Below are 21,973 nucleotides of genomic sequence, written 5' to 3'. Positions count from 1 at the left end.
TGGGTTTCTGACCTTTCAACGCAGAGCAAGAGGGCCGAACGTGAGTTCAACAGCAGCAGGGCGACCAGCCGGTCGTCGCCGGGCAGCGATCTGGATCACGCTCGGCGTGGTCGTAGCCCTCGTCATCGCGTTCTTCGTGTTCGCCGGCCTCTACGCCGACGTCCTCTGGTACCAGCAGGTCGGCTACCTGAACGTCCTGACGACGCAGTGGCTCGCCGCCGGCCTCCTCTTCTTCATCGGCTTCCTCGGAATGGCCGTGCCGCTCTGGCTCTCGATCCAGCTCGCCTATCGTCTCCGACCGGTCTACGCCAAGCTGAACACCCAGCTCGACCGGTACCAGCAGGTGATCGAGCCGCTACGGCGCCTGGCCATGTACGGCATCCCTGTGATCTTCGGTATCTTCGCCGGGGTCTCCACAGGCAGCCGCTGGCAGACGGCCCTGATGTGGGTCAACAGCACGTCGTCGGGCAAGACCGACCCGCAATTCCATCTCGACATCTCGTTCTATCTGTTCGACCTGCCGTTCTATCGCGGTCTTGTCGGCTTCGCGTCGGCCGTAGTGATCATCTCGCTGTTCGCGACACTGGCGACCTGCTACCTGTACGGGTCGATCCGCATCAGCGGACGCGAGGTGCGCATCTCGAAGGCGGCGCGCATCCAGATCGCCGTCATCGCGGCGCTCTACCTGCTCCTGCAGGGCGTGAGCATCTGGCTCGACCGCTACGCGACCGTCACCGACTCGAATGTCAACGACATGATCAACGGTGCGGCCTACACCGATGTCAACGCCACGATCCCCGGTCGCGCCATCCTCGCTGGGATCGCGGTCTTCGTCGCGGCACTCTTCGTGGTCACGGCTTTCATCGGACGATGGCGGTTCCCGCTCGTCGGCACCGCCCTGCTCATCATCGCGGCCCTCGTGGTCGGGGCGATCTATCCGTGGATCGTCCAGCGGTTCCAGGTCGACCCGAGCCAGAAGACGCTGGAGACGTCGTACATCCAGCGCAGCATCAACAGCACCCGCGACGCCTATGGGCTCTCGAACGTCGACGTGATCCCGTACAACGCCAAGACGACGGCCGAGCAGGGACAGCTGCGCGAAGACGCCCAGACGACGGCGCAGATCCGCATCATCGACCCTGCCCAGGTCAGCCCCTCCTTCCGGCAGCTCGAGCAGTTCCGCCAGTACTACGCCTTCCCCGACAACCTCGCGGTCGACCGGTACACGATCGGCGGCAAGGAGCAGGACGCCGTCGTCGCCGTCCGCGAGCTCCAGCAGTCCGGTCTGGGTTCTGCGCAGAACTGGTACAACGACACCATCGTCTACACGCACGGCTACGGAGTGGTCGCGGCGTACGGAAACCAGCGGTCGACCGACGGCCAGCCCGTGTTCCTCGAGTCGGGCATCCCGACCACCGGCTCCCTCGGCACCTACGAGCCGCGCATCTACTTCGGCCAGCAGTCGCCGAAATACTCGATCGTGGGAGGGCCGACCAACCAGAAGTCGGTCGAACTCGACTACCCCGGCGGTGCGGACAACGCGCAGCAGACCTACACGACGTTCGCGGGCAACGGCGGACCGAAGCTCGACAACATCTTCAAGCGGCTGATCTACGCGCTCAAATTCCAGGACGAGCAGATCGTCCTCTCCGATGCCGTGAACAGCGATTCGCAGATCCTGTACGACCGGGACCCGATCACCCGGGTGCAGAAGGTCGCGCCCTACCTGACGCTCGACTCCCAGGCGTATCCGACCGTGGTCGACGGCCGCGTCAAGTGGGTCATCGACGGCTACACCACAAGCGACCAGTACCCCTACTCGCACGTGGGAAGCCTGAGCGACGCGATCGCGGACACCGAGACCCCCAAGCCGGCCTACCCGTTCGACAACATCAACTACATCCGCAACTCGGTGAAGGCGACAGTCGACGCGTACGACGGCAAGGTCACCCTGTACGCCTGGGACGCGAGCGACCCGATCCTGAAGACGTGGGAGAAGATCTTCCCCGCGACCGTCAAGCCGATGAGCGATATGAGCTCCGACCTGATCAGCCACGTGCGGTACCCCGCCGACCTTTTCAAGGTGCAGCGTTCGGTGCTCGGCCAGTACCACGTGACCGATGCCGGCTCCTTCTACTCGCGTGACGATGCGTGGACGACGCCGAACGACCCCGTGTCGCCGGCGAGCAACCCGACGCTCCAGCCGCCGTACTACCTCACCATGCAGATGCCGGGCCAGACCGCGCCGACGTTCTCCCTCTATTCCACCTTCGTTCCGCTGGCGACGACGGAGTCGAGTCGTTCGGTGCTGAAGGGCTACCTTGCGGTGGATGCGGATGCCGGGGACACCAAGGGGCAGAAGGCCTCCGGGTACGGCAAACTACGGCTCCTCACCCTGCCATCCAGCGACACGGTGCCAGGGCCGGGCCAGGTCCAGAACAACTTCAACTCCGATCCGGGGGTCTCGCAACAGCTGAACCTGCTGCGGCAGGGAAAGACGGATGTGATCAGCGGCAACCTCCTGACGCTCCCGGTGGGCGGAGGCCTCCTCTACGTGCAGCCCGTCTACGTCAAGTCGACCGGTGAGACGAGCTACCCGCTGCTTCAGAAGGTGCTTGTCGCCTTCGGAGACAAGATCGCCTTCCAGGACACCCTCGACGGCGCGCTCGACGTTCTCTTCGGCGGCAATTCGGGTGCGACGGCAGGCGACAACGCTGCCGGCGGCGGCGGAGGCAGCTCGGGTACGACGACACCGCCGACCGCGGGAACCGGTTCCAACCCGGCCCTTGAAGCGGCGCTGGTGGATGCCCGCCAGGCGATCCTCGACCGCGACGCAGCGCTGAAAGCCGGAAACTGGGCCGCATACGGCATCGCGGACGCGAACCTCAAGAAGGCGGTCGCGCAGGCGCTCGCCGCCGAGGCCCAGGCGACGACTCCGAAGCCGGCACCGACCCCCACCCCGACCCCGAGCCCGTCGAAGTAGCGCCCGCCAACACAAGCGGTCGAGCACGCGGAAGGGCCGCGGGATCGACTCGATCCCGCGGCCCTTCCGTGACGTGTGGTGCGTTCGCTCAGGACAGAGCGCGTGACTTGATGTGATCGAATTCGGCCTGGGTGATCGTACCGGAGTCGAGAAGCGCCTTCGCCTTCGCGATCTCGTCAGCCGGGCTGGAGGGGGAGCCGGCCACCTGCTGGATGTAGGTGTCCGTCGCCGCCTGCACCTGGCGCGCCTCCCGCTGGCTGCGTTCGGCCATCCCGGAACCACGCGCGATCAGGTAGATCAGCGCGGTCAGGAAGGGAACGAAGACCAGGAAGATGATCCAGAGGGCTTTCCACCAGCCGTTCAGCTTGTGGTCGCGGAACAGGTCGCCGATGATCGCGAACAGCGCGAACAGGTACGCGACGAACGCGAAGCTCCAGAAGAAGATCCAGATGATGTTCCAGAAGTTGTTCCAAAAGTCCATGTTTCGTGTGCCCCTTTCTGGTGGGGCTCCGTGCCCCAGTTCAGAATCTAGCGGGCGGATGCGCGCGACGGCCAGCATCGGCGGCGTCCGTGCCGCCACGCAGCGGAAATCGGAGGCAACTCCGATGCGGTGACGTCCGGGCAGGACGATGCTCTGGAGTGCACCACCAGGGAGGAACCATGAAAGGAATACCGGCGGAAGCGCAGAGTCCCACCGCCCCCTCATCGACAACACTCGGAAGCCTGCCGCCGTGGGCCCTGACCGGAGCGATCATCCTCGTCGTGGTGGTCGTCGGCGTGCTGCTCGTCGTCAACGGCTGGCCGCGAGCGGCGACTGCATCGAGCAGTGCTGATCGCAGCGTCGTCCGAAGCTGGATCGCCGTGAGCCTGGTCGTCGGCCTTCTCGTGCTGACCGCGGCCGAGATCGCGGGCAACAACGCGACGACGACCAGCGCCCTCATCGGCGGTCTCACGGCATCCGTCGGTAGCGCGATCGCGTACTACTTCTCGACGAAGGCGTCCGAACAGGCGCAGGAGAAGCTCACGACCGCCGCAGGATCGCGGGGCGGTCCGATCGTCGTCCCCGACCTCATGGGGAAGTCGGTCAACGATGCCCTCCTGGCCCTCGGCAGTCTGGAACTCCGCCTCGTCGTCGACCCGACCGCCATCACGCAGGGCACGGTGGGAACCATCGTGGGTCAGGTTCCCTCGCCCGGGCCGTCGACGGTCCGCGACAAGACGGTCACCGTCACGCTCGGCTCCTGAACTCGGGGAGGCGGCGCGAGGATCTACCCGGACAAACAAGAAACCCCCGAACCGGTGAGGGTTCGAGGGTTCCTGTGTCCTGAGAGGACAGTCGTTGCGGGGACAGGATTTGAACCTGCGACCTCTGGGTTATGAGCCCAGCGAGCTACCGAGCTGCTCCACCCCGCGTCACGAAAATCTACTCTAACACGACGTGGGAGCGACCCCGACCACCGGGTGCCGAAACGGGCAACGTCCGGCGCACGCAGGCCAGATCGCGTGGAATATCGCGCCTCGGCCCATAGAGTTGGACGCAGAGGGGGATGCGGATGGCGAACGCGGAGCAGAAGTACCGGGTCTGCGTGATCGAGGACGATCCGGATGTCGCGCTGTTCATGAAGACGGTCCTCGAGAAGCGGGCTGACGCCCTCGTTCTGGCCATCACCGACCCGGCGAAGGCGCTCGCGGGGATCGCGGAGTTCGAGCCCGACATGGTCATCACCGACATCGAGATGCCCGGCATCAGCGGCCTCGACCTCCTCAAGGAGTTGCGCGGGACCTATCCGGACCTTCCCGTCGCCGTGATGACCGCGCACGTCTCGATCGACTACGCCGTCTCTGCGCTGAGGAGCCAGGCCGACGAGTTCCTGACGAAGCCCATCGCGTCCGCCGACCTCGTCGCACTCGTGACCCGTCTCGCAGCCAAGGGCCGTCTCACGAAGACCGCGCAGGAGCCGCAGGTGGTCCTGGCGATCGGAGCGCACCCCGACGACGTCGAGATCGGCGTGGGCGGCATCCTGGCAGCCCACAGGGCGGCGGGCAATCGTGTCGTCATCCTCACGTTGTCGCGCGGCGCCCGCGGAGGCGATGCCGACGACCGCCAGCACGAGTCCCTGGCCGCTGCCGAGCTCCTCGGTGCCCGCCTCTTCATGGAGGACCTCGAAGACACCCAGATCTCGGCGGCGGATCCGACTGTCGGAATCATCGAGAGGGTCATCGCGGAGGTCCGGCCGGACATCGTCTACACGCACAGCGCCCACGAGCGCCACCAGGACCATCGCGCCGTGCACGCGGCGACCCTGATCGCAGCGCGCGCCGTGCGAACCGTCTGCTGTTACCAGAGCCCCTCTGCGACGATCGACTTCCGCCCGACCAGATTCGTGCCCATCGACGGTTTCACGGATGCGAAACTCGCGCTCATCCGCTGTTTCGAGTCCCAGACCGAAGTGCGCGCCTATCTCGAGCCCGACTTCGTGCTCGCCACGGCCCGGTACTGGTCGCGATTCGGGGGAGGCACGAGCTGTGAACCACTCGAAGTCATCAAGGACACCGTCGACATCTCGGTCCCCGCGTCATCGATCACGAACGCCGCGCGACTGAAAGGCGAACGACCATGACGAGGGTCCTCGTGACCGGGGTCGGAGGACCAGCCGGCGTCGCTGTGCTCCGGTCGCTCGTGAAGCGCCAGGACGTGGAGGTCTTCGCCGCCGACATGGACGGCTGGGCGAGCGGGCTCTACCTGGTCGAGTCCGCTCGGCGCCGGATCGTGCCGGCCGGCCGCTCGGACGGGTTCGTCGACCACCTCATCGAGTTGTGCGCGGCCGACGGCATCGACGTACTGTTTTCGACCGTCGACGCCGAGCTGCCCGGCCTGGCGGCCCGCAGGGATGAGCTTCTTGCGGCCGGTACGCGCCTCGCCGCACCGAGTGCGGAAACTCTCGCCGTCTGCCTGGACAAGTACCTTCTCGCCGAGCGCTGCAGCCCGACGGTCACGGTTCCCGTGACGCGGCTGCTCACTGGCCACGGACGCGCGTACGACTGGGATTTTCCGGTCATCGTGAAGCCCCGAAGCGGCGCGGGGTCACGCGGAGTCCGCGTGGTCGCAGACAGACCGGCGCTCGAAGCGCTCGGCGACGACGAGAGCATCATCATCCAGGAGCACCTGCCCGGCGACGAGTTCTCCGTCGACGTCCTCGCGGGCCTCGACGGCGCGGTGATCGCCGCAGTGCCGCGTTCCCGAGAACGGGTCGACTCCGGCGTCTCGATCGCGGGACGCACCGTCCGTCGTGCTGAACTGTCCGACACGGCCGCCGCCGTCGCCCGCGCCATCGGGCTCACCGGCGTCGCCAACGTGCAACTGCGCTACAGCGCGAGCGGAGTGCCGGCGCTTCTCGAAGTGAATCCGCGCTTTCCGGGGGCCATGCCCCTCACCATCGCCGCGGGTGTCGACATGCCCTCTCTCCTTCACGACCTGGTGATCGGCGAGGAGGTGCCGTCGAAGGTCGACTTCGTCGAGCTAGCCAACGTCCGCTTCCTGGAGGACGTCTTCCTCGATCCAGCCGATGTGCTCGTCTCCGAGAACGCGGCGCACGCAGAGGGGCCGGGCGAGTAGTGGCGGAGGCCCTCCTCGGCGACTATCACGTTCATTCGACGTTCTCGGATGACGCCGAGAGCACGCTCGCCGAGAACCTCGCCGCCGCGGCGACCGCCGGGCTGCGCGAGCTCCGTCTCACCGACCACGTGCGCCGCGCAACGACCTGGGTGCCGGAATTCCTCGCGGCGGTGGCGGCCGAGCCGCGCGATCCCTCTCTCGCAGTGTTCACGGGCGTCGAGGCCAAACTCCTCGATGCGACCGGAGCGGTCGATGTTCCGCCTCGGCTCGTCGCAGGCAGGGGAGGTCCCGACGCCATCGTCATCGGCGACCACCAGTTCCCGGGACCGGAAGGTCCCTGGTCGCCGGCGCAGACGCGGGCGAAGCTCGCGGACGGGCTGTCAGCGGCAGATGCGCTCGACCTCCTGATCGTCGCGGGCAACCGCGCCATGGAGCACACGGCGAACGCCCAGCTCGCGCACTGGTTCTCCATCCTGCCCAAGGTGGGGCTCTCCGAGGACGACCTCGGCGACGACCAGCTGAGCGCGTGGGCGCAGACGGCGGCGCGCACGGGGACGCTCATCGAAGTCAACGAGAAATGGGGATGCCCGGGGCCGCGTGCCGTACGGGCCGCACTCGACGCAGGCGCGCGAGTGGTCGCATCCACCGACAGCCACTCGGCCGCCACCGTCGGCCGGTACGACCGGGTGGCGGCCATCCTTCGCGACGCGACGTCGAGGTAGCCCACGTGGACGGGAACGGTTTCTGGCTGACGGTGCTCACCGTGGTGCTGCTCGTCTTCGTCGCCCTTGGTGCGGTTCCCATCGTCGCAATGGCGTACCAGTTCGTGATCATCCCGTTTCATGCCTTCATCAACCACTACGGGCGCGCGGCGCCGTACCTGCCCCGGGTGGCGGTGATCGTGCCGGCGTGGAATGAGGGGGCGGTCATCGGTGCATCGATCGAACGGCTGCTGTCCCTCGACTACCCGGCGGATGCGCTGCGCATCTACGTCGTCGACGATGCGAGCACCGACGACACCGCAGAGGTCGTGCTCGCCATGGCGGCCCTTCATCCAGGCCGGGTGTTCCACCTCCGCCGTGAGCAGGGCGGCGAGGGCAAGGCGCACACGCTCAACCACGGCATCAGCGCGGTGCTCGCGGAGGACTGGATGCAGGCGCTCCTGATCATGGACGCCGACGTGATCTACCTGCCCGACTCCCTTCGGCGCATGACACGGCACCTGGCCGATGCCGAGGTCGGTGCGGTGACCGCGTTCATCCGGGAGGGCAGCTCCGACCGCAACTTCCTCACCCGATTCATCGGGCTCGAATACGTGCTCGCGCAGGCGGCGTCGAGGCGGGCCCAGAACGTGCTCGGCGCCATCGCCTGCCTCGCCGGGGGTGCTCAGCTTCATTCGCGAACCAATCTCGAGGCCATCGGCGGGCGGATCGACACCACCACACTCGCCGAGGACACGGTCACCACGTTCCGCACGCAGGTCGCCGGCCGCCGGGTGGTGTTCGAACCGTACGCCGTCGTGCTCGCTGAGGAGCCGCACCGCATCGCGGCCCTCTGGAAGCAGAGGTTGCGCTGGGCACGCGGAAACGTGCAGGTGACGACGATGTACCGCAGGTTGTGGTTCCGCCCCTCGAAACAGCATCGACTCGGCAGCATCTCGTTCGGTGTGTTCTGGTTCAGCATCTTCCTGCTTCCCGTCGCGATGGTGCTCTCGACGATCGGTCTCGTCGGTCTGTTTCTCCTCGAGAGCGACCTCGCGGCGGCGGTCTTCCGGTCGACCTGGGCCCTGGCCACCTGTACCTACGTGTTCGCGATGGTCCTCGGCGTGCAACTCGACCCGAAGACGGGCCGGAGCAGCTGGCGGGAAGCGATCCTGTTTCCCGGAGTCATCTCGATCGTCGTGCTGATCTCGGCGTTCTTCCCCGGACTCATCGACCACGTCGTTCCGGGATGGTTCGGTGTCGAGGTGACCCCGGCCGCCGTGACGGCGTGGACCCTTTTCGTGTATGCCTGGATCACGCTCTCGATGGTCGCGGCCTGGCTCGTCAAACTCGTGGACTCGACGCGTGTCGGGCGCATCTTCTCGCCCCTGCTCACCTACATCGTCGGCTACGGGCCGATCCTCTGCGCGGTGACCGTCGACTCGTACATCAAGGAATGGCGGGGAGCGGCGCGGACGTGGGACAAGACCGAGAAGACGGGGAGGGTTCTGGGATGAACCGAGAACAGCAGATCGTGCTCCAGGACGAGATCGATGCCGATCGGCGGGCCGAGTTCGGCCTGATCCCGAAGGCCATGGTCGCACTCGTGGTCGTCGGGGTGCTCGTCGCCATCCGGGTGGTGTTCTTCACATGAGCGACGCGGCCGTCCTTCGTCGGGTGGTCATCGCGGATGACGACCCGGACATCCGCGCCCTCATGGTCATCGCTGCCGAGCGGGCGGGCGTCGAGATCGCCGCATCCGTCGACAACGGGCAGGCGGTGCTGGATGCGATCGAACCCGGAGACATCGACCTCATCGTGCTCGACATCTCGATGCCGGGGATGAGCGGGCTCGAGGTCGTGGATCGGATGCGGGCGGAGAGCCGGTTCGACTCCACACGGATCCTGATCGTCTCGGCGTCGGTCCAGATGCTCACCGACCAGGCCTCCGTCGAGGTGCGCTCCGACCGGTTCATCGTGAAGCCGTTCAGTCCCCGGCAGCTCGCCGCGACGATCACCGAGATGCTCGAGGGATCGGGGCGCTCGTGACGTTCGACCGACTGCTTTCGCGGATCTCGCTCGATTCGCCGTCCCCGCTGGTCAAACAGGCCCCGACCATCGTCGCTTTCGCGATCGCCATCGTCCTGCTGCTGTCGCCGCATCCGGTCGCAGTGATCACGAACTTCGCTGATTTCACCATCGGAGTCCTGCTCGTGGCCGTGGCAAGCGTGCTCGCAGCTGCCGTGCCGTGGTCGCGTCTCCCCACAGAAGCGGCGATCGCGGTTCCGGTGATCTCCCTGATCGCCGTCGGATTCTTCCGGCTCGGCACCGGCGGGGCGCTCTCTCCGTTCGGTGCGATCCTGCTCCTTCCCTTTGTGTGGATCGCGTCGGAGGAGGGTCGCCTCAACGCCCTGATCGCAGCGGTCGGAACCTTCCTGGTGCTGTTCGCCCCGATCGTCCGCACAGAGGGCGCAGCGTCGGGCACCGACCTGGTCCGGGCGTTCTACGCTCCGGTCATCTACCTGCTGGTGGCGTTCGTGATCAACGAGATCGCCCATCGGGTCCGGCTGCAGCTGGCCGCGGCGGAGGCTGCGGCGGCGCAGCGTAAAGAACTGCTCGACCAGGCCGTGCGGGCGAGCGACGAGCTCGCGCTGAACGAAGCGCGCCTCAAGACCGCCAACCGTCTCATCCTCAGCATCTGGAACGCGGTCACGGAGCAGTCGGTGATCGGGACCGATCTCGACGGGCTGATCGATGTCTGGAATCCGGGCGCGGAGAAGATGCTCGGCCTGACTCAGGAGCAGGTCAAGGCTGCAGGCCGCCACGTCGTCGATTTCCATCTGACGTCGGAGCTCGAGGAGCGTCTGCGCGAACTGGACGTGCGCAAGGTCACGGTGTCGAGCCCAGGGGACTTCTCGGCCCTCGTCGACGCCGTCCGGGCCGGCTACGCCGAGGCGCGGGACTGGACCTATGTGCGCGCGGACGGGAAGCAGGTGCCCGTGCAGGTCACGGCGACTCCGCGACTCGACGAGAACGGTCACCGTGTCGGCTTCATCTTCGTCGCGACCGACATGACGAAAGCTCGCGAGTTCGCCCGCTTGAAGGACGAATTCGTCGGACTCATCTCGCACGAGCTCCGCACGCCCCTGAGCTCGATCCTCGGGTACCTCGAGCTGATGCGCGACGACGAGGACGCGCCCCTCTCCGCTGAGCAGTTGCAGTATCTGGGAATCGCAGAACGCAACGCGCACCGGCTGCTCCGCCTCGTCGGCGATCTGCTCTTCACGGCCCAGGTCGAGTCGGGCCAGTTCCCCCTCGACCTCCGCGAGGTCGACCTCCGCGATGTGGTCGGCGCCTCGATCGAATCGGCCGGGCCCGCTGCGGACTCCGCAGGCATCGATCTCGTCGCGCGGCTGGACGACCGCCCCCTGCTGATCAGGGGAGACGCCCAGCGGATCGGGCAGGCCGTGGACAACCTCGTCTCAAACGCCATCAAGTTCACTCCTGCGCGGGGCACGATCACCGTCGGCCTTGAGCGCGACGACACGGATGCGTGCATCACCGTCAGCGATTCGGGCATAGGGATTCCGGCGGTCGAGCTCGGACAGCTCTCGACCCGCTTCTTCCGCGCCTCCACCGCGACGCGCAACGCCGTCCCCGGGGTCGGGCTGGGCCTCACCATCACCAAGGCCATCGTCACCGCCCATGGCGGCAGGATGGCCATCGAGAGCGAAGAGGGCGTCGGCACATCGTTCACCGTGCGGCTCCCTCTCGAAGGGAGTGACCGCAATGACGGATGAGACGGTGGTGTCGGTGGTGCAGTTCGCGCCCGGAGCAGACGTCGAGGCCAACCGCTCGTCGATCGCGGGCTTCGTCGAGCGTGCGGCGGCGCTCGGCGCGCGGCTGGTGGTGTTCCCCGAGTACTCCTCGTTCTTCGTGCATCCGCTCGGCGCCGAGTTCGTGGAGGCGGCCGAGCCGCTCGACGGACCTTTCGTGGCGGAGCTCGGTCGTCTGGCGGGGGCTCACCGCATCCATGTCGTCGCCGGCCTGGTGGAACGCACGGACGACCCGGCGCGCTTCTCGAACACCCTCGTCGCAGTCGGCCCGGATGGCGCATTGGAGGCGACCTATCGGAAGCAGCACCTCTATGACGCGTTCGGCGCGTCGGAATCGTCCTGGGTCGTGCCCGGGAGCCTGGACGAACCGCAGACGTTCGACCTCGACGGCTTCCGGGTCGGGATGCAGACCTGCTACGACATCCGGTTCCCCGAGGTGACGCGACGGCTCGTCGACGCCGGAGCGGAACTGGTCCTCGTTCCGGCCGAGTGGGTCCGCGGTCCCCTCAAGGAGAAGCACTGGTCGACCCTTCTCGCCGCCCGAGCGATCGAGAACACCGTGTATGTCGCTGCTGCTGACCAGACGCCGCCGATCGGCGTGGGCGGGAGCGTCATCCTCGATCCGATGGGGGTCGCGCTCGCCGGGCTCGGCGAGACCCCCGGGCTGACCACCGCGACCGTGTCGAGGGAGCGTCTCGATGCCGTCCGGGAGTCGAACCCGTCCCTCGCCCTGCGCCGCTACCGCGTGGTCGAGCGCTGACGCAGCCCTGACAGCTGGGCGGCCGCCCTCTCGAGAACCTCGACCCGTTTGCAGAACGCGAACCGGACGAGGGATGCCGTCCTCGCCGCGTACTCGCCCCGGCAGAACGCGGACAGCGGGATCGCGACGACGCCGGCGAGCTCCGGCAGTTGCCGGCACAAGTCGACGGCGTCGGTGAACCCGAGCGGCGCGGCGTCGGCGACGACGAAATAGGTGCCGCGCGACTCGGCCACGTCGAACCCTGCCGTGCGCAGTCCGGCCGAGAGGACATCGCGTTTGGCCTGGAGCCCCGCGGCGATGCCGGCGAAATAGTCATCGCCGAGGCGGAGTCCTGTTGCGATCGCCGGCTGGAACGGGGCCGCGTTGACATAGGTGAGGAACTGCTTGACAGCGAGGATGGCCGTCACCAGTTCGGCCGGCGCCATGACCCAGCCCACCTTCCAGCCCGTCGTGTTGAACGTCTTCCCGCCCGACGAGATGCTCACCGTGCGCTCTCTCGCGCCCGGAAGCGATGCGATCGGAATGTGGGGGACACCGAATGTGAGGTGCTCGTAGACCTCGTCGGTCACGATCACCGCATCGTGGCGGTGCGCCAGTTCGACGATCAGCTCGAGTGTCTCGAGGGGGAGCACCGATCCGGTCGGGTTGTGCGGGCTGTTCACCAGGATGACCCGGGTGCGGTCGGACACCGCCGACCTCAGCGCATCCGGATCGGGCGTGAAGTCGGCGCCGGTGAGTGGAACGGTGACGTGGACGCCGCCGGCGAGCGCGATGAGCGCGCCGTACGCGTCGTAGAACGGCTCGAAGGTGACTACTTCGTCGCCGGGCTCGAGCAGGGCGAGCAGGGTCGCGGCGATCGCTTCCGTCGCGCCCGCTGTGACCAGGACCTCGCGGTCGGGGTCGAGGCGGATGCCGTAGAAGCGTTCCTGGTGCTCCGCGATCGCCAGCCGCAGGTCGGCGATCCCGATGCCTGGCGGATACTGGTTGTCGCCTCGCCTGATCGCGTCGACGGCTGCTGTGAGCACCTCGGCGGGGCCGTCCTCGTCGGGGAAGCCCTGGCCCAGGTTGATCGCGCCCGTCCGGGTTGCGAGCGCGCTCATCTCGGCGAAGATGGTCGGCGCGCTGCGACCGTCGGAGGCGAGGAGGCCCGCACCGCGTGCCGCGCGCTGCCACGATCCTGGAATCACCATGCTGCTCCCTCCGCCGCTCGACCCTGCGAACGGCGTCCGAGACAAATTTACGGCTTCGCAGGATCGGCGGGTTCGCACGGCCTCGGGAGAGTCATTGAGAGGCGGAAGGTCGCTCACAGGGCGTCCAAATAGAATGCTCAGGTAAGAGGCGGATGCTGTGAGTGCTTGGAAGGAGCAACACAATGACCGACACCCCGAACGACTCCGAGAACACGCCGGAGTCCGCCAAGGCGCAGCCTGAAATCGACCGCACCGAGTCGGTCGTCGAGCCTGCCGCATCCACGCCTCAGACTCCTGCCGAGGCTCCGGCGCCCGCAGCAGTGACGCCCGCCGACTCGCAGCCCACGGTTCCGCAGCCGAGTGTTCCGCAGGCACCGATCGCGGCTCCTGTCGGTTCGCAGCCGACCGCCCAGCAGCCGACCGCGCCGCAGCCCGACTACGGCCACGGCTCGTTCGGGCAGCCCGCGCCGGTCTACGCCCCGTACGCGGCCCCCCACGGCTATGCGACCGCGCCGGGCGCTCCGTTGGCCCTTGGCGCAGCCAAGCCGGCCAAGAAGCGCAACACCGGCCTGATCGTCGCGACCCTGGCGATCGGCGCCCTCATCGGCGGCGTCGCGGGCGGCGGTGTCGTCGGCATCTACGCCGCTTCGCAGAACACCACCGTCAAGACGAGCGACGCCTCGGGCGCGACCAACATCACGGTCAACAACCCCAACGACGCGACCATCGTCACAGCGGTCGCCGCCAAGGCCTCGCCGAGCGTCGTCACGATCTCCGTCTCCGCGTCCGGCGGGAGCGCCGGCGGCACCGGCTCGGGCATCATCCTCTCGTCCGACGGCTACGTGCTCACCAATACGCACGTGGTCACGCTCGACGGCCAGGCCTCGAACGTGACGGTCCAGGTGCAGGACAACGACGGCAAGCTCTACAGCGCCAAGATCGTCGGCACCGACCCGACCACCGACCTTGCCGTCATCAAGCTGAACAACGCCAGCGGACTCACGCCGGCGACCTTCGCCGATTCCAGCAAGCTGAACGTCGGCGACACCGCCGTCGCCATCGGCGCACCGCTCGGTCTCTCCGGAACCGTCACCAACGGCATCGTCTCCGCCCTGAACCGCAGCATCAGCATCGCGTCGTCCGCGGCGCCGAACAGCAGCGACGGCACGCAGGGCAACGGCAACGGCGGTCCGTTCAACCTGTGGAACTTCGACCTGCCCGGTCAGGGCGGCAGCGGAAGCCAGAGCCAGAGCACGCCGACCGCGACGATCTCCCTTCCGGTCATCCAGACCGACGCCGCGATCAACCCCGGCAACTCCGGTGGCGCGCTCCTCAACGACAAGGCCGAGATCATCGGTGTCAACGTCGCCATCGCCAGCGCGAGCAGCACGTCGAGCTCGAGCGGCCAGTCGGGCAGCATCGGCGTGGGCTTCGCCATCCCGGCGAACCTCGCGCAGCGCATCGCGCAGGAGCTCATCAAGGACGGCAAGGCCAGCCACGGCCTTCTCGGAGCTTCGGTCACCGACGCCACCAACGACACCAAGAGCAGCACCGTCGGCGCCGAGATCAAGGACGTCACCGGTGGTGGCGCAGCCGACAAGGGCGGTCTGAAGTCCGGTGACATCATCACCAACTTCAACGGGCTCCCGATCACGAGCGCCACCGACCTGACCGCTCAGGTCCGCGCACTCGCGGGCGGATCCAAGGCGGACGTCACCTACGTGCGCGGCGGCCAGACCAAGACCACGACGGTCACGCTCGGAAACCTCAGCACCAAGTAGGTCGCTCAGCGACCGCGTCAGCCGCCCCCGTGGACCAGCCACGGGGGCGGCTTCCTGTGTGCGTGGCCAAATTGCGAAACGTCCCGGCTGATAAGCTCAACCGACCCGAACGGCGAATGGATCAGATGGCGGAACAGGCACCAGAGCACACCCTCCCCGGTGTGTCCTACGTCATGCCCGTGTTGAACGAGGTCACCCACGTACGGGCCGCCGTCGACAGTCTGCTGGCCCAGGACTACGCGGGACCGTTCGAGGTCACGCTTGCGCTCGGGCCCAGCATCGACGGCACGACCGAACTCGTCGCAGAACTCTCCGCGGCCGACCCGCGCATCAAGATCGTCGACAACGAGATCGGTTCCACACCTTCCGGGCTGAACCTGGCGATCGAGTCCTCGATCTATCCGATCGTCGTACGCGTCGACGCCCACTCGGTGCTCCCGGTGGACTACACGCGCATCGCGGTCGAGACGATCCTCGCCACCGGCGCCGACAACGTCGGTGGCATCATGGACGCCCAGGGAATCACCTCGTTCGAACGCGCCGTGGCGCGCGCATACGGGAGCAGGATCGGTCTCGGCGGCACCAAACTCCACGTCGGCGGCGAGGAAGGGCCGGCGGAGACCGTGTACCTCGGAGTGTTCCAGCGGCAGCGCCTGCTCGACGTCGGCCTCTTCGACGAGGACATCAAGCGCGGCCAGGACTGGGAGCTCAACCGGCGCCTCAGGGCATCCGGTGGAGTCGTCTGGTTCACGCCACGCCTCAAGGTGACCTACCGCCCACGTCCGAACCTCGATCGACTCGCGCGGCAGTTCGTCTCGACCGGTGTCTGGCGCGGCGAACTCGCGCGTCGCTTCCCGGCCGCGAACGGCATCCGCTACTTCGTTCCGCCGGCAATGGTGATCGCGGTGACGGTGGGGTTCCTCGTGGGGGTCGCAGGCATCGTGCAGGCGGCGATGGGTGCCGCCCCGTGGCTCCTGCTCGGCTTCGTCATCCCAGCCTTCTACCTGCTCATCGTCATCGTCGCCGCGATCGTCCTCATGCGGTCCGGCGGCCTTCGCGCTACGCTCTGGTTTCTCGTAGTCTTGCCCTGCATCCACTTCTGCTGGGGGATCGGCTTCGTGCTGGGCTTCCTCTCGCTCACCCGCAACATCACAGCACACACGGGAAGGTAGGCATGGACGCCTCTGGAACAGGAACTCACGGCGCCCATCCGACCTCGATCGCCGAGCTTCGGGCCGTCGCTCAGCCACCCGAGGTGCGGGGCCGGCGCAACGCCGAGCACTGGACGGCGTCGCTGTACCTCCGCAACCTGTCGCCCTACCTCACCTGGCTGCTGCTGAAGACGAGCATCTCGGCGAACGGCGTCACCGGGCTGATGATCCTGGTCGGATGGTCGACCGCCTTCGCCCTGCTGATTCCAGGAATCTGGGGCGCGGTCCTCGCACTCATCCTGGGGCAGCTCCAGATGCTCGTGGACTGCAGCGACGGCGAGGTCGCTCGCTGGCGCGGCACATCGTCACCCGCCGGGGTCTTTCTCGACAAGGTCGGGCACTACACGACGGAGGCGCTGATCCCGATCGTCCTGGGCATCCGGGCCGCCGGGTTCCCGTTCCAGGCGCCCGCCGACTACCTCTGGACGACCCTCGGTGTGACCCTGGCGCTCATCATCGTGCTCAACAAGGCGCTCAACGACATGGTCCATGTCGCCCGGGCGAACGCCGGGCTGCCGAAGCTCACGGACACGCACGGCGAGTCGGCGCCGACGCACGGCTTCGTGTCGACCCTGAGGCGGGCGGCCCGGTTCGTGCCGTTCCACCGGCTCTACCACTCCGTCGAGCTGACGATGCTGGCTCTGCTGGCAGCGATCGTCGGCCTGTTCATCGGTGACGAACTCGCGAACCGCATCCTCGTGGTGGCATTGGTGCCGCTCGCCTTCCTCGCGCTCGTCGGGCATTTCGTTGCGATCATGGCCTCCAAGCGTGTCCGGTCCTGAGACCGTCACGTTCGGAGTCGTCGTCCTCACCCAGGGCAAGCGTCCGGACGACCTCAGGCGCGGCCTCGAGTCCGTACTCGCCCAGAAGGGCGTCGGCACCGACATCGTCGTCGTCGGGAACGGCTGGGATCCGCAGACCGCGCACCCCCCGCTCCCTGCGGGTGTGGCCACACTCGCGCTCGACGAGAACCTCGGCATCCCTGCGGGCCGCAACCGTGGCGTCCCCCTGGTCAGGGGGGAGTATCTCTTCTTCCTCGATGACGACGCGAGCATCCCGTCGCCCGACTTCCTGACGGATGCGGTGGCGCACCTGAAACGCGACCCCGCCATCGGGATGGTCCAGCCGCGGGTCGTCGACCCGTCCGGGCGCACGTCACCCCGTCGCTGGGTGCCGCGCATCCGCAAAGGCGAGGCCGACCGGTCGAGCGTCGTCTTCTCGGTCTGGGAGGGTGCAGTGGTCATCCCGCGCGACCTCTTCGAGGCGACGGGCGGCTGGGCGGATCCGTTCTTCTACGCCCACGAAGGTATCGAGCTCGCCTGGCGGGTCTGGGATCAGGGCCGGTGCGCCTGGTACGCAGGAGACCTGGTCGCCCATCACCCCGCGATCGAGCCGACACGCCACTCGTACTACTACCGCCTCAATGCGCGCAACCGCGTGTGGCTCGCGCGCCGCAACCTTCCCGCGATCCTGATCCCCGTGTATGTCGGTGCCTGGACCGGCATCCAGCTGCTCCGCTGGTTCCGGCGGCCGTCTGCTCTCGCCGCGTGGTTCAGGGGCTGGGCGGAAGGCTGGAGGACTGATCCGGGCGAGCGCAGGCCGCTGGCCTGGCGCACCGTGTGGCGGATGACGCGTGCCGGGCGGCCTCCGATCGTCTGAGGCCGGTGTCTCAGAGTTCGCTCGACGGCTCCGGCGCTGACGAAGGCTTCGACGAAGGCTTCGGCCGCGGGAGCGCTCGACGGGCCACGTGACCGGCCCGCACGGCAGCCCCGCCTGCCGCGTCTCCGAACCTCTTGAGCCCGCTTCCTGCTGCAGTCAGGGCACGCGGGCGTGTGCGCACGACAAGAGGGGGAAGGTCGAGTGCGTGGACGAACGTCTCGGGGGCCGGTCCGAACGCGAGACGTGAATTCTGTACGATGCGGCGGCCGAGCATGTTGTTGCCGGCGCCTCCGATGACTGCACCGATCCCGAACGGAATCGCGCGCCCGACGATGCTGGCTCCTCCGCGCACGGCGAACTGGCGCAGGAAGGTGGTCTTCAGCCGGTCGACTAGAGGACCGACCACGGTGCGCGGGAGACTCGAAGCGATGAGCTCGCCCCAGTAGGCGGTTCGCGACACCCCGGTGCCGCCGAGCTGTCCGGCGAGTTGTCGGACGAGGTCTGAGCCTTCACGTCCGAGCATCATCGTGAGGACGAGCGCACGCGCACGCTCGGGATCATCCACAGCGACCCCGTGCAGTTCGCTCAGGGATTGGGCGTAGAGCGATGTCGCCTCGAGGAATCCCGCCGTCTCGAGTCCCGAGAGTGCGAGGGTCACACCGGTGCCGATTGCGGGAACTACCGCGGTCACGCCGACCGCGGCGCCACCCGTCGTCACAGCGGCGAGGTAGCGGCGCTCCAGCACGACGGCGAGCTGCGCAGGGGTCGCCCCCGGGTTACGGCGGCGGATCGATCGCAGATGGGCGAGCACGACCGGTCGCTGAATTGCGAGGAAACGGTCGATTCCGCGGTTGAGGGCACGTGGGGGCTGACCGCCGCGCGGCGTTCCCCCCGTCGACGAGACGATCGGTTTCGGTGTACGTGCCATTGCACCCGAGTCTACGTGCCGCACACGAAATGCATGTATCCCGCATTCATTGCATGTATTGTGAGTATTGCAGAATTGCAGCACAAACAGTAGAGGCAGTGGCACTCTGGCTTCGCACGCTTGGGACCAATAGGCATGATGCATGCCTGAACCCCACTCACAAGCCGCCCGCCTCTTCGGTGAACGTGTCCGGGATGCGAGGATCGGCCTCGGCCTCAGCCAGGAGAGCATCGCCGACCTTGCCGAGATGCATGTGACGAACTTCGGCAAGATCGAGCGTGGTGTCGCGAATCCCAGTCTCCACACCATCGTGCGGATCGCGACGGTGCTCGGAGTCGACCCGGCGACCCTCGTCGCAGGGCTCGGTCAGGGAGACCTCCCCGAGCGGATGCACGCCCTCACCGCAGCCGAATACATCCGCGAGCGCAACCTGCGGTCGGGGTCGGCCGGCTGAGGGCGGATCAGAAGCTCACCTGCCACAGGTACTCGGCCCCGTCAGGTGCGAACCAGCGGACGACCAGGATCGTGTCACGAGCCGGATCCGGCCCGTCGACCGTCGCGTGGACGGCCGCGCCCGGATGCACGACGGCGGGAGCCGCGACCCTGAACCGTGACGTTCCGAACACGCTGACCGTGACTCCGCGAAGAGTGTGGTCGCCAGCATTCCGGATGCGGTAATGCGGAGCATCCGCCCGTTCGACCTGCCACGGTACGCGGTAGGCCACCGGACGGCGTTGGATCGGTCGGAGGATGCGTGGAGCTCTGCGTCGGATCATGCGGCAACGCTAAGCGCCGCATCCGACCATCTCCGCGGTCCGGCCGTCGCCAGCGCCGATTTCTGTGTACAGAGCCGCCGCATGCGCATCCTGTGGAGGAGTCAGCGCGGAAGGAGAGCCGAGAATCAGACCCCGTAGTCGGTGTTGTACAACGCGAGCACGTCGTCGATCGGCCCGTCGAGCACCAGTCTGCCCTTGTCCAGGTAGAGCCCGCGCGAACAGAACCGACGAAGGTCCTTCTCGTTGTGCGACACGAAGAAGAGGGTGCGGCCGCCGTCGAGCAGTTCTTCGATGCGTGCGTAGCACTTCTCCTTGAATCCGCGGTCGCCGACCGCCAGCACTTCGTCGACGAGGATGATCGGCTCCTCGAGGCGGGAGATGACCGAGAACGCGATGCGTACCTTCATTCCGCTCGACAGATGCTTGTAGGGAGTGTCGACGAAGTCTTCGATCTCGGCGAACGCGATGATGTCGTCGAAGCGGTCGTCGATCTGCGCCCTGGTCATCCCGTGAAGGCCCGCGGTGAGGTAGACGTTGTCGCGGACCGTGAGGTCGTCGACGAATCCTCCGGTGATCTCGATCAGGGGGGCCACGCCCTCGGCGACGACGACATCGCCCTCATCGGGTAGCACGACCCCGGCGACGAGTTTCAGGAGCGTCGACTTGCCCTGGCCGTTGCGACCGACCACGCCGATCGCCTCACCGGGCTGAACGTCGAAGCTCAGGTCGCGCAGTGCCCAGAACTCGCCGGGCTTGCTGCGCCGGTTGCTCGGCGAGAAGAGGTCCTTGAAGAGCCTGCGGCCACCACGATTGCGCCGGAAGCGGATGCCGATCGATCGTGCCTGGATCACCGGTGAGGTCATCAGATCTCCTTGAGCACAGCGCGTTCGCAGCGTTTGAAGACGAAGAAACCGAGTGCGAGCAGGAGCAGCGACATGACGGCGGCGACTGCCACGAGGAACCAGTCGAGCTCCTGGGGGAAGAAGGCCGAGCGGTACAGGCTGAAGATTCCGGTGAGGGGGTTGAAAGCAGCCCAGAAATGCCAGGTGAAGAGGGTGTCGGCCTGTTGCCCGACCGCGGTGGCGCAATGCTTCACCGCAACACCCGGTGCGCATCCGCCGGGAAGATCGCGCGCGCTGTAGATGATCGGAGACGCATAGAAGAGGAAGCGCAGGAAGAGCTTCACCGCCCGCTCGAGGTCGCGGAAGAACACCACGAGTGGGGCTACGATCAGCCCGACGCCGATCGTCAGCACGGCCTGGATGAGGACGGCGAGCGGGAAGAAGACGATGTTCCAGTTGATCGTCGCATGGCTGATGATCGCGAACAAAGCGATCACCGGCAGGGAGGCGAGGAACTCGATGCCCTTCGACAGCACGAGGCGATTGACCCAGATCGTTCGCGGGATCGTGGTCGACCTGATGAGTTTCGCCTCGCGGATGAAAGCGCGCGTGCAGTCCGACACCGTGCCGTTGAACCACATCCACGGCAGGAGTGCCGCGAGAAGGAAGACGATGTACGGGTCTTCGCCGACGGACCGCTTGAAGATCTGCGTGAACACGAACCAATAGATCGCGCTCATCACCAGCGGATCGAGGATCGACCAGAAATAGCCGAGCGCACTCGTCGAGTAACGCACCCGCAGGTCGCGCTTGGTCAGCAGCCACAGCGAGTGACGATAGCGAGCAGAACGCGTCCGTTGCCCGGGGCGCACTTCAGCGTATGTACTCACGAAACCCATCGTATTGGTCGGCTTCACCGCGACGGTGGAGCGCTCATCGGCGACCATACGACTATACGAACAGATTCGCCCTCTCGAGGTCCTCGGCGAAGTCGACCTCGACCGCGTACAGGTCGGAGATGTCGACGGGCTCGACGAGCATGCGGTCCTGCTCGATGGCGAGTTCGATCCCGCGCTCGAAGTAGTCCTGGTCGCCGACGCGCTGGAGCTGGCGCAGCAGCGCCGCCTTGTCGCCGCTCGAGACGTAGTTGATGCCGACAGCCTCGCCGAGGCCGTTCTTCACGGTCTTCGACAGCTCCTCGATGTAGCCTTCGGCGCCCGTCGTGTACTTGACCTCTTCGTCTGCGACAGACGACGTGTTGACCGTGACGAACGTCTGATCGCGTGCGACCATCACAGCTGCGCGGTCGAGGACAGCGGGATCGAAGACGACATCGCCGTTCATCCACAGGACGCCGCCGGCGCTGGACGCCTGGAGCGCACGCATGAGGCTCTTCGACGTGTTGGTCTGGTCGTACATCTCGTTGTAGACGAAGGATGCGTCGGGGAATGCCTCGATGATGTGCTCGAGCTTGTAGCCGACGACGATCGTCACCTTGGCGGCCTTGCCGAAGGCGTGGTGGATGTTGTCGAACTGCTGCTGCATGATGGTGCGGCCATCGCTCAGCTCGGTGAGCGGCTTGGGAAGGGTGCGGCCGAGCCGACTGCCCATTCCGGCGGCAAGAATCACTACCTGCGTGGTCATAATCGTCTCCTTGTGTTCAGTGCAGCGCCTGGTCTGGCCTGCTCCG

General features: G+C 66.9%; 22 protein-coding genes and 1 tRNA gene. 15 read left to right on the top strand and 8 right to left on the bottom strand.

What is annotated here, in order from left to right; translation table 11 throughout:
• Positions 1-40: 40 nt before the first annotated feature.
• A complete protein-coding gene (locus G3T36_RS13265; RefSeq protein WP_338031578.1) occupies positions 41-2,983 on the top strand; it encodes a UPF0182 family membrane protein in 2,943 nt (980 codons plus the stop codon).
• 88 nt (positions 2,984-3,071) lie between these two features.
• Here the strand turns inward: G3T36_RS13265 and G3T36_RS13260 are convergent, their stop codons facing one another.
• Positions 3,072-3,464, bottom strand: coding sequence for an SHOCT domain-containing protein (locus tag G3T36_RS13260; protein ID WP_163290201.1), 393 nt, complete (start codon positions 3,462-3,464; stop codon positions 3,072-3,074).
• 179 nt (positions 3,465-3,643) lie between these two features.
• Here G3T36_RS13260 and G3T36_RS13255 point away from each other — a divergent pair, with 179 nt between their 5' ends.
• Positions 3,644-4,228: a PASTA domain-containing protein gene (locus G3T36_RS13255; RefSeq protein ID WP_163290200.1), complete on the top strand. Its 585-nt coding sequence runs from the start codon at positions 3,644-3,646 to the stop codon at positions 4,226-4,228.
• Positions 4,229-4,322: 94 nt separating this feature from the next.
• On the opposite strand, the gene G3T36_RS13250 is transcribed toward G3T36_RS13255, so the two are convergent.
• Positions 4,323-4,396 (bottom strand) — tRNA-Met (locus tag G3T36_RS13250).
• Between the two features lie 140 nt (positions 4,397-4,536).
• Here G3T36_RS13250 and G3T36_RS13245 point away from each other — a divergent pair.
• Genes G3T36_RS13245 through G3T36_RS13210 form a run of 8 tightly spaced genes read left to right on the top strand, consistent with a single transcriptional unit; the run spans position 4,537 to position 11,896 of the window.
• Complete coding sequence (locus G3T36_RS13245) at positions 4,537-5,604, top strand: response regulator (RefSeq protein ID WP_163290199.1); 1,068 nt, start codon at positions 4,537-4,539, stop codon at positions 5,602-5,604.
• A complete protein-coding gene (locus G3T36_RS13240) occupies positions 5,601-6,599 on the top strand; it encodes an ATP-grasp domain-containing protein (RefSeq protein WP_163290198.1) in 999 nt (332 codons plus the stop codon). Before G3T36_RS13245 ends, G3T36_RS13240 begins: the two co-directional genes overlap by 4 nt.
• The gene (locus G3T36_RS13235) at positions 6,599-7,321 is read left to right on the top strand and encodes a PHP domain-containing protein (RefSeq protein ID WP_163290197.1); all 723 of its coding nucleotides are present in this window, start codon (positions 6,599-6,601) and stop codon (positions 7,319-7,321) included. The genes G3T36_RS13240 and G3T36_RS13235 overlap by 1 nt, the downstream gene beginning before the upstream one ends.
• 5 nt (positions 7,322-7,326) lie before the next feature.
• Complete coding sequence (locus tag G3T36_RS13230) at positions 7,327-8,817, top strand: glycosyltransferase family 2 protein (RefSeq protein WP_338031577.1); 1,491 nt, start codon at positions 7,327-7,329, stop codon at positions 8,815-8,817.
• The gene (locus G3T36_RS13225; protein ID WP_163290196.1) at positions 8,814-8,954 is read left to right on the top strand and encodes a hypothetical protein; all 141 of its coding nucleotides are present in this window, start codon (positions 8,814-8,816) and stop codon (positions 8,952-8,954) included. The genes G3T36_RS13230 and G3T36_RS13225 overlap by 4 nt, the downstream gene beginning before the upstream one ends.
• Entirely contained in the window at positions 8,951-9,349 is a 399-nt protein-coding gene (locus G3T36_RS13220; RefSeq protein WP_163290195.1) for a response regulator, read from the top strand. Before G3T36_RS13225 ends, G3T36_RS13220 begins: the two co-directional genes overlap by 4 nt.
• Positions 9,346-11,100, top strand: a complete 1,755-nt coding sequence (locus tag G3T36_RS13215; RefSeq protein WP_163290194.1) for an ATP-binding protein — start codon at positions 9,346-9,348, stop codon at positions 11,098-11,100. The genes G3T36_RS13220 and G3T36_RS13215 overlap by 4 nt, the downstream gene beginning before the upstream one ends.
• Complete coding sequence (locus G3T36_RS13210) at positions 11,090-11,896, top strand: carbon-nitrogen hydrolase family protein (RefSeq protein ID WP_163290193.1); 807 nt, start codon at positions 11,090-11,092, stop codon at positions 11,894-11,896. Before G3T36_RS13215 ends, G3T36_RS13210 begins: the two co-directional genes overlap by 11 nt.
• Here the strand turns inward: G3T36_RS13210 and G3T36_RS13205 are convergent.
• Entirely contained in the window at positions 11,875-13,086 is a 1,212-nt protein-coding gene (locus G3T36_RS13205; protein WP_163290192.1) for a pyridoxal phosphate-dependent aminotransferase, read from the bottom strand. The genes G3T36_RS13210 and G3T36_RS13205 overlap by 22 nt on opposite strands.
• A 182-nt stretch (positions 13,087-13,268) precedes the next feature.
• On the opposite strand from G3T36_RS13205, the gene G3T36_RS13200 reads away from it, so the two are divergent.
• The 4 genes from G3T36_RS13200 to G3T36_RS13185 all read left to right on the top strand — a co-directional run bounded on the left by G3T36_RS13200 (position 13,269) and on the right by G3T36_RS13185 (position 17,737).
• Positions 13,269-14,867, top strand: coding sequence for a S1C family serine protease (locus G3T36_RS13200; protein ID WP_163290191.1), 1,599 nt, complete (start codon positions 13,269-13,271; stop codon positions 14,865-14,867).
• A gap of 125 nt (positions 14,868-14,992) precedes the next feature.
• On the top strand, positions 14,993-16,039 hold the full coding sequence (locus G3T36_RS13195; protein ID WP_163290190.1) for a glycosyltransferase family 2 protein: 1,047 nt from the start codon (positions 14,993-14,995) through the stop codon (positions 16,037-16,039).
• Between the two features lie 2 nt (positions 16,040-16,041).
• Positions 16,042-16,860: a CDP-alcohol phosphatidyltransferase family protein gene (locus G3T36_RS13190; RefSeq protein WP_163290189.1), complete on the top strand. Its 819-nt coding sequence runs from the start codon at positions 16,042-16,044 to the stop codon at positions 16,858-16,860.
• Positions 16,847-17,737, top strand: a complete 891-nt coding sequence (locus G3T36_RS13185; RefSeq protein ID WP_163290188.1) for a glycosyltransferase — start codon at positions 16,847-16,849, stop codon at positions 17,735-17,737. The genes G3T36_RS13190 and G3T36_RS13185 overlap by 14 nt, the downstream gene beginning before the upstream one ends.
• A 10-nt stretch (positions 17,738-17,747) precedes the next feature.
• On the opposite strand, the gene G3T36_RS13180 is transcribed toward G3T36_RS13185, so the two are convergent.
• Positions 17,748-18,665: a hypothetical protein gene (locus G3T36_RS13180; RefSeq protein ID WP_240148449.1), complete on the bottom strand. Its 918-nt coding sequence runs from the start codon at positions 18,663-18,665 to the stop codon at positions 17,748-17,750.
• A 142-nt stretch (positions 18,666-18,807) separates the two neighbouring features.
• Between G3T36_RS13180 and G3T36_RS13175 the strand changes: the two genes are divergently transcribed.
• Positions 18,808-19,119, top strand: coding sequence for a helix-turn-helix domain-containing protein (locus G3T36_RS13175; RefSeq protein WP_163290187.1), 312 nt, complete (start codon positions 18,808-18,810; stop codon positions 19,117-19,119).
• A 7-nt stretch (positions 19,120-19,126) separates the two neighbouring features.
• Here G3T36_RS13175 and G3T36_RS13170 read toward each other — a convergent pair whose 3' ends face one another.
• From G3T36_RS13170 to G3T36_RS13155, 4 genes are all read right to left on the bottom strand, one after another.
• The gene (locus G3T36_RS13170; RefSeq protein WP_193571096.1) at positions 19,127-19,441 is read right to left on the bottom strand and encodes a hypothetical protein; all 315 of its coding nucleotides are present in this window, start codon (positions 19,439-19,441) and stop codon (positions 19,127-19,129) included.
• A gap of 125 nt (positions 19,442-19,566) precedes the next feature.
• Positions 19,567-20,304, bottom strand: coding sequence for an ABC transporter ATP-binding protein (locus tag G3T36_RS13165; protein WP_163290186.1), 738 nt, complete (start codon positions 20,302-20,304; stop codon positions 19,567-19,569).
• Positions 20,304-21,182, bottom strand: a complete 879-nt coding sequence (locus G3T36_RS13160; RefSeq protein ID WP_193571217.1) for an ABC transporter permease — start codon at positions 21,180-21,182, stop codon at positions 20,304-20,306. The genes G3T36_RS13165 and G3T36_RS13160 overlap by 1 nt, the downstream gene beginning before the upstream one ends.
• Positions 21,183-21,234: 52 nt before the next feature.
• Complete coding sequence (locus G3T36_RS13155; protein ID WP_163290185.1) at positions 21,235-21,927, bottom strand: phosphocholine cytidylyltransferase family protein; 693 nt, start codon at positions 21,925-21,927, stop codon at positions 21,235-21,237.
• Positions 21,928-21,973: the final 46 nt, after the last annotated feature.

Source organism: Leifsonia tongyongensis, from assembly GCF_010686705.1.
Taxonomy (GTDB): Bacteria; Actinomycetota; Actinomycetes; order Actinomycetales; family Microbacteriaceae; genus Diaminobutyricibacter; species Diaminobutyricibacter tongyongensis.
The sequence above is the reverse complement of the archived record's forward strand: the minus strand, read 5'-3'. Positions and strand labels throughout refer to the sequence as shown.